The sequence below is a fragment of the Sphingobacterium endophyticum genome, assembly GCF_009733535.1.
Lineage (GTDB): Bacteria > Bacteroidota > Bacteroidia > Sphingobacteriales > Sphingobacteriaceae > Sphingobacterium > Sphingobacterium endophyticum.
Genome location: NZ_ML771899.1, coordinates 439316 through 452793, shown reverse-complemented (window position 1 = coordinate 452793; position 13478 = coordinate 439316). Strand labels below are relative to the sequence as shown.

The window sequence follows — 13478 nt, the reverse complement described above, 5'->3', positions numbered from 1 at the left end:
TATAAGGATAAGAATCAAATATATCAATTTCAAGAATTATTTATTTGGCAAAGTGAAAGCAACATAGGAATCACCTTTTTTACCGCCCCATTTTGACCCTCCGCATGCAATCACGACAAATTGCTTCCCATCTACTTGATAAGTTGCAGGAGTGGCCACACCAGGTGCAGGAAGGTCAGTTTCAAATAAAATTTTCCCGTTCGTTTTATTAATTGCTCTAAATTTTCCATCTGAATTTGCAGCAATAAAAAGCAATCCTGAGGAAGTTACTATCGATCCACCATAATTTTCTCTTCCTGTTGCTGGAATTCCTTTCTTCTTCAACTCTTCAAATTCTCCAAAAAAGCTGTTTTCCAAACATACTCACCCGTATTTAAATTAATTGCGTTTAGAGTACCCCAAGGAGGGTTCACTGCGGGATAACCTTCTTTCGTCAAGAATTTATTATATCCAGTATTCGAATAATTTGGCTTATCATTATCTTCTTCAGTTCCGACTTTTAAGGTCTCGGGCTTTCCAGAATAAGTCAAACCATGTTTATCCTTCAAATCAAGGACTAACGTAGCTAGGGCAATTCTTTCTTCCTCAGATAAATGATTAAATGGAGGCATCATCCGTCTTCCAGAAGATAATAGTTCATTAAATTTTGTGTAATTATACTTTTTCTCTACACCAATGATGGAAGGATAGTCGCCTCCGCCCATTCGTTCAGGGCCATGGCAAGTCATACAATGCTTTTTGTATAAGATTGCTCCAGCTTGCATATTGCTCTTCTTCCCTTCCACATTATTTTCCAATTTCACCAAATTCAATACCCATGTCATTTCATTGGAATTAACATATAGAATCCCCGTCTCTGGATCAAAAGATGGCCCTCCCCATTCCCCTCCTCCATCATATCCGGGAAAGATGATGGTCCCATTTATTGAAGGTGGAGTATAGATACCATGCGAGTTATATTGTTGATACCGCTTTTTAATATCTTCAAATGAAGACTTTGATACTAAACTATTTAAATCCTTTTCTGTCATGCCCTGCCTTGCAAATGGAGTTGGTAATACTGGAAAAGGTTGAGTCGGAGAAAGCTTCTCGCCTTGCACTACCCCTTCAGTAGGCACAGCACGTTCTTCAATTGGATATATTGGTTTTCCAGTCAATCGGTCCAAAACAAATATTAAACCCGTTTTGGTAGTCTGTGCAACTGCATCGATTTTCTTCCCATCCTTATTTAGGCTAACCAATATTGGCGCACTTGATATATCCATATCCCAGACATCATGGTGAACCGTCTGAAAATGCCATAATCGTTTGCCGGTATTGGCATCCAATGCTAGAATACAGTTCCCAAATAACCCATCCCCCCATCTATCACCACCATAAAAGTCATTTGTTGGATTTCCTATACCAGCAAATAGAATTCCTCTATCCTCATCCAAACTAAATCCCGACCAGGCATTTGTTGAACCTTTCGTTTTATAGGCTGTAGAATCTTCCCATGTATCATAACCATATTCTCCTGGATATGGTATCGTATGAAAAATCCACTTTTGCTCACCAGTTCGAACATCAAATGCACGGATATGTCCAGGAGTACCCTCATCAACTTGACCACTAACAATAAAATAATCCTTAAAAACCATCACAGGTGAAGTTGGCGTCATATTAGACTTTTGAACCTCTCTATCTAAGCCATTCCTCAAATCTATTCCTCCTGCCTCGCCGAATGATTTTATCAATGCACCAGTACTTGCATCAATTGAAAATACAACTGGTCCAACCGTAAATATTATTCTTCTATCCTCATCCTTTTCCCAATAGGCTACGCCCCTATTCATATTTTCACTTTTACGATGCCACCTTTCGCTTTTTAAAGAATCTCGAGGGTCAAATACCCATATTTCCTTACCCGTTGCCGCATTTAAGGCAAATAGCTTCATTTTTGGAGAAACAGCATATAAGATATTTTGAACAATAATTGGGTTGGTCTGCATCGGTCCAAATTTGCTGCTATCTCCTTGCTCTGACTGATATATCCATGCAATCTCCAAATTCTTTACATTATTGGTATCTATTTCAGAAAGAGTAGAATATTTAATACTTTCTTTTGACCCGGCACTAACCTTCCATTCATTATAATCGGTCTCCTTTGATTTCAAATCCTTTATAAGAAAAAATAATATGGAACTAATTGCTGCGACAATAATAATTGGCAATAGAAATCTTTGATTAGATTGTGTTATTGACTTCATAGGAAAATAGACTGGCATTAGGTTTAATATCTCAAAATAAACAATTATTTTGAATTTAATTGGTTTTTGAAGATGAGCATAAAATTAACCAATTCTGACACGATTTTAATGTATATAAATTAATTATGCCCATTAAAAACGTTTTAAATTAATATATGGCCGAAATTAAGAACATTCCGTCTAAATTGAATTTTAAAATTTTTAATTAAATTTTGTATTTTGCCTAAACTTCAAGAATAAAAAGAGAACTAAACAACCACACAACATTTAAGGAAAATATGGAATTTTATAAAGATGAACCTAATACGCTCCTCGCGGTTGACTGCATAATATTTGGGTTTGATGGGGAATCTTTGCAAATTTTGCTTATAAAAAGAGGATTTGAACCAGAAATAAACAATTGGAGTCTCATGGGTGGTTTTGTACAACCTGAGGAAAGTCCCGACGAAGCAGCTTCAAGAGTTTTATTAAAACTGACCGGATTAGAAGATGTCTATATGGAACAATCTGCCGTGTTTGGAAAACCGCATCGTGAAAAACATGGCCGCGTTGTTAGCATAACTTATTTTGCACTTATCGATACTAAGGAATACCAACATATCTTAACCGATGAATTTAAGGCTAAATGGTTTCCAATCGATGATTACCCTGAACTTATCTTTGATCATGATGAAATGATAAGCACAGCCAAAAGATTATTACGAAGTAAAGCCGCTTTATATCCAATTCTTTTCGAACTTCTACCTGAGAAATTTACACTTCCCCAAATTTCTAGCTTATATGAAGCAGTCTATGACATTGTAATCGATAAAAGAAATTTCAATAGAAAACTATTATCATCTAACCTACTCATTAAACTGAATGAAAAAGATAAAGAAAACTCTAAAAAAGGAGCCTTTTTCTACGTATTAAATAAAGATATCTATAAAGATCAAATCATGTCTTTCCTTAGGTATTTACCAAGCTGGTCTGCGCAAGACTTAGGAATTTAGATATTTAAAAATAAAAATGGTCTTTCCGTGGAAAGACCATTTTTATTTGAATTTAATTTCAACTTCAGCTGATTCTATCCAAGGGGAAGAGAATTTAACAAATGCAGTGTCTTTGAAATTCGGGTTAGCCTGTAAATAAACAATCATTTTCCCATGAAAAACACGTTGTTTATTATCTGTATAATCTGACATATCCGTATTATTCCCAGCCTCCATTCCTAACAGACGAACATCGCCTATAATTTGGCATGAAATCTCACTTTCAGATAGAAAAACAGCATTACCCTCTTGATCTAAAAGTTGTAATTCAATTTGAGCAATTCCATCTTCTTTATTAATTTCAATTACACTTGGGCCTGTAATATTAATACTTTTAGCCGGTCCGCTTGTTGTAATCTCATCCTGAGACACTTTGTCCCCATTCACATCTAATCCAATTATTTCAAGCTTACCAGCTTTAAAAGGAATATCCCACATGTAGATCCCTGTTTTTGAATCATAGTTTTTAATATCGCCAATCTGTTCCCCATTAAGTTTAAGGAACGCTTTAGGAGAGTTACTATACCCTACAACTCGTATTAATTGCCCATTCTCATAATTCCAATTAGGCCAGGCGTCCATCCAGGGTGCACCTGATGGATCAGGCGAAAATTTGTTTTTTTGTTGAATCCATTTATCATCAACAGGATTTTCGTCTTTAATTGGATAAGTTCCCAAATAGGCCATTGGCTTTTGAGACCATAAGGATTGACGAAAATAGCCTCTCGGCTTGATAAATCCTGCAAAATCCATTAATCCAGAGTAAAAACCTCTAGTTGGCCATTTTCTTGATTCACCTAAATAATCTATTCCCGTCCATAGAAATTGTCCAAATATATGCTCATTTTCAGTTACAGCTTTCCATGCTTCAAGGTCATGCCTGTTTTCACTACCATAGATCACACGTTTGGGGTATTTAATATGGTCTTCTTGATATTTACTTTCTGTATAGTTATATCCAGCAATGTCTAATGCTTCTGGATATTCAGTTTCATTGGACATTGCTACACCCGCCAATCCAGCCGTAACTGGTCTACTAGGATCGAACTTACGAACAACAGTAGCAAGTTTCTTCGATATTGCACCCAATCGATTTGCATCAGGTGCATCCTGCTTAAATCCTCCATAGATTGCCTGTGTAAAACCGCCGTCCTTTTTACCGTCAAGAATCGGATGCGAATAGGGATCATTTGGATAATCAACCTCATTCCCTATACTCCATGCAAAAATGGACATATGATTTCGATCTCTTTTAACCATATCCTCTAAATCTTTCTCGCCCCATTCTTCAAAGAAATCAGTTGAACCCTGAAAACCAGGAACGCCTTCATTCCATCCATCCAACCATTTTCGTTTTGGAAACTCCCATTCATCATAAGCCTCATTGATTACTAAAAACCCCAATTCGTCACAAAGATCATAAAAAGAACTACCTTGTGGATTGTGGCTCGTCCTGATAGCATTTACACCAATTTCCTTTAATTTCATCAATCTTCTTCTCCAAACAGTTGGATACAATTCAGAACCCAATACCCCGGCATCATGGTGGATACAAACTCCCTTCACCTTCATCCACTGTCCATTCAATGCAAATCCCTTGTCTGGATCAAAAGTAAACTTCCGAAAACCTGTCTTTATTTCTGATTGATCCAATATTTTACCTTCCGATATAAGTTTAGTTTTAAGCACATAAAGATTTGGTGAATTTATACTCCAAAGCGCTGGATCGTTTACTTTTAACACAAGTTCAATTGCATTTTTCCCTGATGCATTTATCTTCGTTTTTGTTAATTTTTTATTTATTGATTTGCCTGATGGATCAAACAATTCCGTTTCAACTTCTATTTCTTCAACAGCATTTGATTGATTCAGCATTTGATTGATTCAGCATTTCTACCTGTATGTTTAATCCTGATTTCCCTTTATTTAGTTCCGGGTAGGCATAAACGCCCCACTGATCCAATCGGATCTTGTTGGCATAGACTAACCAAACATCACGATATATACCTGATCCTGTATACCATCTAGAATCTGCATCCTTACTATGATCTACTTTGACACTTATTAGATTATTGCCCCCATAATTTAAATAAGGACTGATATCATAAGAAAATGAAACATAACCGTTTGGTCGTTTCCCTACAGATTTACCGTTGACAAACACCTCACTTCTATTATAAACCCCTTCAAAATACAAAAACACCTGCTCACCTTCTTTTTCAGCTGGTATTTCTATCTCTTTCTGGTACCATCCAATTCCTCCCGGAAGATATCCTGTTGCACTTGCCAATGTTGGACTAAGGGGTTCTTTGATGGTCCAATCATATGGCAAACGAATCTCTTTCCATGACCTATCTCTCTTACTGTTCGCATCTAGAATTTTGTCCTCCTGCAATTTAAAAGACCAACCTAAATTGATTTTTTCAGCTTTTCCAAACCCTGGTTGAGCAAATACTGATGTAGGTAGAAAATAAGCTAGAGAACTAACTAAAAAAATAAATAATATAGGTTTCAATTCGTTCATTTTTTACAGTTATTAATCATTTATACCTTGATGAGTTGGCTTTACCGGAAGTATATTACCATCTGAATCAAAATACATCCTATCGATACAGACTTCTCTATTAAAACCTGCGGCATCCCCCATATTAATACCATTTGGGTAATTAAATCGATGATATACTATATACCATTCGTCTTTGCCAGGTATCTGTAATACAGAATTATGTCCTGTGCCGTAAATACCTTGGCTCGAATCTTTCGAAAGTATCAAATTATCTGCCTTGATCTCAATAGGTCCATACGCTGATCTTGATGTACCGTATCTTACTCTATAATTTTCACTCCGAGTATCGTCTTCAGACCATAGAAAATAGTAAATCCCGTTTCTGTAAATAACATAAATCCCCTCCCTAAAAGTGCCATCAGATGGGGTAATTACTTTCATGGTTTCTTTTTTAATAGAAATCATATCCTTATTTAATTCCGCAACCGCTAAATATCCATTTCCCCAGTACAAATAACTTTTGCCAGATTTTGGATCGTTGAATACCGCCGGATCAATTTCCTGACCGCCTCTAATGCCTTCCGGTTTAAAATCAATTAATGGTTTACCTGAATCCTTAAATGGTCCTGTAGGATTATCCGATACAGCAACACCGATTTTTTGTGCTGCCGTGAAATAGTAATAATATTTGTATTGGCCTTTTACTTTTATCTCGGTAATCGTAGGAGCCCAAGCATTTCGATCTGCCCACGAAACATCCTTTTTTAAATCTAATATGACACCTTCATCTTTCCAATCCTTTAGGTTGTCGGATGAAAAGGTCTTGAAATAGTAACCTCCCCAACCATCAAAACCATCACTCGTAGGATAGAGATAGTATTTCTTAGTTTTGTTTGAATATAGCACATCAGGATCCGCGTAAAAGCCTTTGAGTACAGGATTTACTGCTTTAGGAATTTCTATTCCGGCAGGCAATCCCCATTTTGAGGTTAGACCAATCAATTCATCCCTTGAAATCGGAATGATTGTCCCGTGCCTTGGGTGGAAATCCATAGTGATGTTATGATCAATGACCTTAAATTTATCCAAATCAATAGACTCACAAAATTGATATTTCCCTTTACCATAAACATCATACATTAAAATGTATTTGTCCGAATGATTCAGTTTAAAAACACTTGAACCCTCAACTGCATCTCTTGTCTGTTGCTTATATCCCGGTTGTTCAATCCACTTTCCCGAAGTAAGAGAATCAGTTATTGCTAATTTAATCCCATTCCCATGTCCTTCTGTTTTATAGAACATATAGTATAGGCCATTCTTATTGACAATATCACCATCAATACATGACTTTCCATTCTTAGGGTTAAACAAAACTTTTGGTTCACCTTCGAAATCAGTAAAATCAGAATTCGCATAGGCGTAATAAATTATATCAGGACCATTCCCATGTTGCATTGACCAGTAAACCATATATTTCCCAACAGAAGAATCAAAAATCGTCTGTGGTGCCCAAACTCTTTTCAATTCTTCATTACCCTGAAATCTTTTTTGAATATTAATAACTGAATGTGTCCAATTGATTAAATCATCCGATTTTAAAAGAACCATTGCTCTATTGGAATCCCATCCTTTCGAAGAGGTCATATCAGTTAAAACCATATAGAACTTCCCGTTTTCTCCCCTTAATATATGGGGATCACGAACTCCACCTGTGGAGCTAATCTTGTCAGAACTCAAAATTGGATGATTATTATTTAAAGCTTTGAAATTATATCCATCTGTACTTATTGCATAACATACAGCCTCATCTTGCACAACATTTCCTTTAAAATAAGTAAATAAATAAGCTACAAAATCTTTTTCCGCTGGTCCTGACTTATATGACTGAGCCAAGCTGCTACTGCCTGATAGACTAAAAATAATAAGTGTTAGAAAATAATAAATTCGGTTTAATTGCATTTTATTCGGATTAACTCTTTATTAGGTTTTCATTTTAATTCGTTCCAAGTTTTTGAACCTGTGAATATAAATATTCACCTGAAGAATTTGATTTGACTCCAATTCGCACAAAAACTCCTTCTAAATTGGCAAGATTCTCTGGAATATCAACCGTAGATGTATAAGCTGTTCCAAGTTTTATATCATCAACATTTAGATCTCTACTAAATTGATTGTCCTCCTGGTCCAAAAGCATTCTTCCACTCATATAAAGTCAGACATTATCTAAATTAGCATTTTCAACGACTTTATTCACTGTAAAAGTTGCAGTTACTTTATTCCCATTTCTATTGAATGCAACATTCTTTAATGCAAAGTATGGCGTAACGGGGGTGTCTATTTTTGTATTTCCATTTACTTTTATCAAAATGGTATCTTGAAATTGAGGCAACCATGGAGAGTCTCCTTTTCTCACCAATTTATATTCACCATCAAATAAGCTTGCAGCGAATTTAGATTGTTTTCCGCTTAGTCCATTAATATGACAAATCCACCATTAGGCTTCATTGATATGTTTGTCTTTCCCATGATATTCAATTCCTGAGTACTGAATTCTCCTGGCTTATCAGCATCTGTAATAAGTTTTACTTTTTTATTTTTTGCTAATTCAGATAGATCAATGCTAATCTGTTTTTCCTTATTCTCCCCATTAATCCCAGCTACATACCATTTATTTCCTGATTTTCTGGCAATAACAACTTCCTTACCAGGATATCCCTGAATAAATTTCACATCATCCCAATGAGTTGGAAGGTCACGCAATAATTGCTTAATAAAGCCGGGGACATGCAGCATACCTTCTGGAGACTCCGCAAAATGCTGAATACCTGATAAAAACAAAATCGAAGTAGCTAACTCAAAAGCTGATGTTGTTTTCCTCACAACATTTGTATTGACTTTATGTAGATTCATTGGAGTATAATCCATTGGGTCAAATACATTTCTGGTAAAAGGCAATGTTGCACAAATTTCTGCCTGCCTATCTGCATCTTCTTGTGTAAAGGTTACAGTCTCAAAACCTCTTACAGCTTCCACTGTCATTAGATGTGGATACATTTTTGACCATCCTCGAGGCAAAGTTGCACCATGAAAATTGACCATCAATTTATAGTCAGCAGCGTCCCGAAGAATCTCATGATAATAGGCAATCACAGACTGTCCATCTCCACCAAAAAAATCAATCTTAACTCCTTTTATTCCCATTTTTTGAAGTTTTTCAAATTCCTTTCTTCGCAATTCTGAGGTTAATAGTTTATTCTTTGGCGTATATTTAACAGTATTCCAGTAACCAGCTGAATTATACCATAAGATCAATCCAACATTCTTCCCTTTAGCATAATCTGATAACTCTTGAATGCGCGAATAGCCTATATTTCTGTCCCAATTAACATCGATTAGACAATATTGCCAATTCATATCCGCTGCAAAATCAATGTATTTTTTCTGCTCATCAAATATGATGTAATCATCTTTGCTATTAATCCAACTCCATGATGACTTACCCGGCTTAATGAAACCTTGATCTATTTGAATTGACTCATCTAGAAGATCTAAACCCAATGTTGATTCTACGATAGTTCCCAAATTACCAACAGCAATTACTCGCCAAGGACTGTGAAAATCACCTTCAATAACAGTTTCTAACTCTTTATTAAAAATGGTTTCTTTTATTCCTGCATAATCAATTTTATACTCACCTTTTTCAGATTCTGCCGATAACCTACTAGCTGCATGATTAGATTCTAATCCAGATTCTGAAATTAACACATAGGTATCACCAACCTTAAAAAGTGCAGGATATACCCAACCTGTTTGAGTAGGTTCCAATGTCCCTACTTTAATAGCTTGGTAATAATGCTCCTCATATGACGGATTTGTTTGCTCCCATCCTGATTTTGCAATGGCCATCGGTTGTAACCATGCAATCGCAGTTTCAGGAAACTTAAATGAACTCTGCTCTGAACTTAATAATCTCTTTGAATTATGTACACTCGGAATTTCATATCGGAACGCAACCCCATCATTCGAAACTTGGAATTGAATATTTAACTGATTATTTTGTTGATTTTTAAAACTTATCACCTGCTCATTGGCTAGGTAGTTATTAATTCTACGCTTGGCATTTAAACTTTCGTAGCTTTTTTTAATTGTATTTAAATTGGATCTTTTATCAAAAGACAAACCCGATGAAAATGATTCATCGGCAAGGTTTAAACCCAATTTTGAATTTTCCAATGCTATCTTATTTTCAAATTTCACAGCATATAGAGGCTCACCTTTTTCATTCAAATGAATTTCAACTCTAATCTTTCCATCCGGACTTTCAATTTGCATCTTTGGTTGAACTGCATTTACAGTATGGATCAAGAGATATAAACTTAGGGACGTCCACAACTTCTTATTTGAAAATAATGATAACATAATTATAATTTATTTAACAAGGATTTACCAAAACTTAACGTACAATGCCCCAACCAAAAGCAAGGTTACAACAATCATTACTGTAACTGAAGGTTCCAATTTGAACATTTTGCGATCCAGTTCTAATCCTTTTGGATTTACTTTTGGCCCGAACAAACTAATTCCCACCATCACGATCATCGTAAATAGAAAAGCAAGACCCATACATATCTGGAAAGGAATTTCATAGTTCCCCTGGGCATTTGGATAGGCTGTATAAAGAAATGTTTCATGTCCAAACCATTCTGGTGCATAATTATTAAACACAACCGAAAGCACGAAACCCGTAATTAAACCAGCTATTGCTGCTGAACCGGTGGTTCTCTTCCAGAACATCCCTAACAAAAACATCGCAAAAACTCCTGGTGAAATAAAACCAGTATATTTTTGAATAAATGTAAATCCTCCTGCTCCTCCAATTCCCAAAAGATCATCCCAGGTAAATAATAAGGAAACGATGATAGAAATGATAATTGTTATTTTCCCAATTCTAATTAATTTCTTTTCTGAGGCATTTTTGTCGATATACTTGTTGTAAATATCCATCGTAAAAATTGTCGCAATACTATTAGCCTTTCCTGCTAATGATGCCACAATGGCTGCAGTAAGAGCTGCTAATGACAAGCCCTTCATCCCATTGGGTAGAAACCCTAAAATTGCTGAATAAGCATTATCAGGATTAAAATTGCCTCCTGGAGCCATTTCTTCCTGCAATGCACCATTTTTATAAAGAACATATGCTGCAATACCTGGTAACATAACAATTATTGGCATCAACAATTTCAAAAATCCAGCAAATAAGATTCCCGTCCTCGCCGTTTTTAAATCAGCCCCCAATGCGCGTTGGGTAATATATTGATTACAGCCCCAATAGTTCAAGTTCACTATCCATATACCTGCTAAATACATTCCAATTCCCGGTAGCATTAAATATTTGTTGATATCTTCTTGAGAACTCTCTGCCGTTGGTTTATCGACAATCAGGTTAAAATGTTTTGGAGAGTCAACCATTAACTGCTTAAATCCTGCGATTGCATCTTTTCCAAGTCCAAAATGTTCCGATACTAGCGTCAGCGCTACATAGGTTGTGGCCAATCCTCCTACAATCAATACTACCACTTGAATAACATCTGTAAAACCAATAACCTTCATCCCTCCAAGGGTAATAACCACCGCAAATACTGCTAATGCTAGCATAATAAGATGGAAATTCTCACCACCTCCTAGATTGCTAATGGCCAGGGCACCCAAAAATAAGATCGATGTTAAATTGACGAATACATATAGAAACAACCAAAAAACAGCCATAATAAGAGCGGTAGTTTCATTATATCGTTGCTTCAAAAATTGTGGCATCGTAAAGATTTTATTCTTCAGATAGACTGGTATAAACCAAACTGCTACGATGATTAATGCTATGGCAGCAATCCACTCATAAGCAGCTACAGCAATACCTACGGTAAAACCATTTCCGCTCATTCCAATAAATTGCTCCGCTGAAATGTTGGAAGCAATTAAACTTGCCCCAATTGCCCACCAGGTTAATGAACCTTCTGCTAAAAAATAATCCTTACTGCTTTCTGTTGATGATTTTTGTCTTTTATAAATCCAATAACCATAACCAGCGACTACTACAAAATATATTAAAAAAATGACGTAGTCTATTGTTGCAAATTTTTCCATGATTTATAGGTTTATTTGGTTATATCTACTATTGCAACTTAAAAAATGCTTCACTCCATTTTAGGTTATTCTCAAAATCTTTCAAATTGGTCGTTTCATCAATTAATATCATTTCCAGTCCCGCAATCCTTGAAAAATCTGCTAAATATTCGGAAGTCAAATTTTGACTATATACAGTATGATGCGCTCCCCCAGCATATATCCAAGCTGTACAAGCTGTTTTCATATCAGGCTCAGGTTGCCACAAAACTCTTGCTACTGGCAATTTAGGAAGGTCTTCACTAACTTCAACACCTTTTACCGTATTGACCACTAATCTAAAACGATCTCCCATATCGACCAAAGATGCGTTCAACGCCTTTCCCCCCTTTGAATTAAAGACCAAACGTGCAGGATCAGATTTCCCTCCAATTCCCAATGGATGTACTTCTAACCTAGGTTTATCTGCCGCCAATGATGCGTCCACTTCAAGCATGTGCGATCCTAATACCATTTCATTCTTTGGATCAAAGTGGTAAGTATAGTCCTCCATAAAAGCATTTGCCCCTTCGTAACCTGTTGCCATCACTTTACATGCTCTTACTATCGCAGGAGTTTTCCAATCTCCTTCTCCGGCGAAACCATACCCATCCGCCATCAAACGTTGAACCGCCAAGCCTGGCAATTGAACCATTCCATGTAAATCTTCAAATGTATCTGTGAATCCCTTATAATTCCCTTTCTCTAAGAAAGATCTCAATCCTAACTCTATCTTGGCTGCATCATAAACCTGCTGCCTATTCTGCCCACCTTCCTTTACATCATCTGTCAGAATATATAGATCTTCGTATTCCTTAAGTAATTTATTAACATCATTTTCAGAAACAGAATTAATTTCGGCAACTAAATCTCCGATACCATGTGTATTGACAGAGAATCCAAATTTAATCTCTGCTTCAACTTTATCCCCTTCGGTTACTGCTACATAGCGCATATTATCTCCAAATCGAACAAATTTTGCGCCTTGCCAATCATGCCATGCCGCAGCAGCCCGACACCAAATATTAATTTGCTCAACGACCTCCTCGTCTTGCCAATATCCTGTGACTACCTTACGTCCTATCCGCATCCGGGATACGATGAAACCAAATTCACGATCTCCGTGGGCACTCTGATTCAAGTTCATAAAATCCATATCAATGGAATCCCAAGGAATATCACGATTGAACTGAGTATGTAAGTGAAGTAACGGCTTTTGTAAAGCCTGTAGGCCTCTAATCCACATTTTCGCAGGGGAAAATGTATGCATCCACGTGATAATACCTATACATTCCTCTTTCGCATTCGCAGCAGAAATTGTTTCAAAAATCTCATTCGAATTCCTTACAATTGGCTTAAAAATTACTTGAACAGGGATACTTGAGTGCGAATTATAATAGGCTGAAATCTCTTCTGAATGCTTGGCCGCTTGTCTCAATGTTTCTTCACCATATAGATCTTGGCTTCCAGTGATAAACCAAACTTCTAGATTTTTTAATGTTGACATTTTATAGGGATATTTTTAGGGTT

General features: G+C 36.3%; 11 protein-coding genes. 1 reads left to right on the top strand and 10 read right to left on the bottom strand.

Annotation, left to right across the window (positions count from 1 at the left end; translation table 11 throughout):
- Positions 1–36: 36 nt before the first annotated feature.
- Both E0Y80_RS02030 and E0Y80_RS02025 read right to left on the bottom strand, forming a co-directional pair.
- A complete protein-coding gene (locus E0Y80_RS02030; RefSeq protein WP_156305736.1) occupies positions 37–357 on the bottom strand; it encodes a hypothetical protein in 321 nt (106 codons plus the stop codon).
- Complete coding sequence (locus tag E0Y80_RS02025; RefSeq protein ID WP_197091453.1) at positions 321–2249, bottom strand: c-type cytochrome; 1929 nt, start codon at positions 2247–2249, stop codon at positions 321–323. The genes E0Y80_RS02030 and E0Y80_RS02025 overlap by 37 nt, the downstream gene beginning before the upstream one ends.
- A 278-nt stretch (positions 2250–2527) precedes the next feature.
- Here E0Y80_RS02025 and E0Y80_RS02020 point away from each other — a divergent pair, with 278 nt between their 5' ends.
- Entirely contained in the window at positions 2528–3241 is a 714-nt protein-coding gene (locus E0Y80_RS02020; protein WP_156305734.1) for an NUDIX hydrolase, read from the top strand.
- A gap of 42 nt (positions 3242–3283) precedes the next feature.
- Here E0Y80_RS02020 and E0Y80_RS02015 read toward each other — a convergent pair whose 3' ends face one another.
- From E0Y80_RS02015 to araA, 8 genes are read right to left on the bottom strand one after another with little or no spacing between them, the layout of a single operon-like run.
- The gene (locus E0Y80_RS02015) at positions 3284–5155 is read right to left on the bottom strand and encodes a glycoside hydrolase family 2 TIM barrel-domain containing protein (RefSeq protein WP_197091452.1); all 1872 of its coding nucleotides are present in this window, start codon (positions 5153–5155) and stop codon (positions 3284–3286) included.
- Positions 5130–5804: a sugar-binding domain-containing protein gene (locus E0Y80_RS20580; protein WP_197091451.1), complete on the bottom strand. Its 675-nt coding sequence runs from the start codon at positions 5802–5804 to the stop codon at positions 5130–5132. The genes E0Y80_RS02015 and E0Y80_RS20580 overlap by 26 nt, the downstream gene beginning before the upstream one ends.
- Positions 5805–5816: 12 nt before the next feature.
- On the bottom strand, positions 5817–7748 hold the full coding sequence (locus E0Y80_RS02010; protein WP_156305733.1) for a glycoside hydrolase family 43 protein: 1932 nt from the start codon (positions 7746–7748) through the stop codon (positions 5817–5819).
- Positions 7749–7782: 34 nt separating this feature from the next.
- Entirely contained in the window at positions 7783–7995 is a 213-nt protein-coding gene (locus tag E0Y80_RS02005) for a DUF3823 domain-containing protein (RefSeq protein WP_156305732.1), read from the bottom strand.
- A gap of 6 nt (positions 7996–8001) precedes the next feature.
- Positions 8002–8268, bottom strand: coding sequence for a DUF3823 domain-containing protein (locus E0Y80_RS02000; protein WP_262885845.1), 267 nt, complete (start codon positions 8266–8268; stop codon positions 8002–8004).
- A complete protein-coding gene (locus E0Y80_RS01995) occupies positions 8256–10208 on the bottom strand; it encodes a glycoside hydrolase family 97 protein (protein ID WP_156305730.1) in 1953 nt (650 codons plus the stop codon). The genes E0Y80_RS02000 and E0Y80_RS01995 overlap by 13 nt, the downstream gene beginning before the upstream one ends.
- 24 nt (positions 10209–10232) lie before the next feature.
- Positions 10233–11930 carry a sodium:solute symporter family transporter gene (locus tag E0Y80_RS01990; protein WP_156305729.1) on the bottom strand — a complete coding sequence of 566 codons (1698 nt, stop codon included), beginning with the start codon at positions 11928–11930 and terminating at the stop codon, positions 10233–10235.
- 28 nt (positions 11931–11958) lie between these two features.
- A complete protein-coding gene (araA, locus tag E0Y80_RS01985; protein ID WP_156305728.1) occupies positions 11959–13455 on the bottom strand; it encodes an L-arabinose isomerase in 1497 nt (498 codons plus the stop codon).
- Positions 13456–13478: the final 23 nt, after the last annotated feature.

Bases quoted from the DNA above. Each gene is read 5' to 3' on its own strand.
- E0Y80_RS01995 (WP_156305730.1), bottom strand. From the start codon at position 10,208: ATGTTATCATTATTTTCAAATAAGAAGTTGTGGACGTCCCTAAGTTTA.
- E0Y80_RS02010 (WP_156305733.1), bottom strand. From the start codon at position 7,748: ATGCAATTAAACCGAATTTATTATTTTCTAACACTTATTATTTTTAGT.
- E0Y80_RS02005 (WP_156305732.1), bottom strand. From the start codon at position 7,995: ATGAGTGGAAGAATGCTTTTGGACCAGGAGGACAATCAATTTAGTAGA.
- E0Y80_RS02015 (WP_197091452.1), bottom strand. From the start codon at position 5,155: ATGCTGAATCAATCAAATGCTGTTGAAGAAATAGAAGTTGAAACGGAA.
- E0Y80_RS02020 (WP_156305734.1), top strand. From the start codon at position 2,528: ATGGAATTTTATAAAGATGAACCTAATACGCTCCTCGCGGTTGACTGC.
- E0Y80_RS02025 (WP_197091453.1), bottom strand. From the start codon at position 2,249: ATGAAGTCAATAACACAATCTAATCAAAGATTTCTATTGCCAATTATT.
- araA (WP_156305728.1), bottom strand. From the start codon at position 13,455: ATGTCAACATTAAAAAATCTAGAAGTTTGGTTTATCACTGGAAGCCAA.
- E0Y80_RS20580 (WP_197091451.1), bottom strand. From the start codon at position 5,804: ATGAACGAATTGAAACCTATATTATTTATTTTTTTAGTTAGTTCTCTA.
- E0Y80_RS01990 (WP_156305729.1), bottom strand. From the start codon at position 11,930: ATGGAAAAATTTGCAACAATAGACTACGTCATTTTTTTAATATATTTT.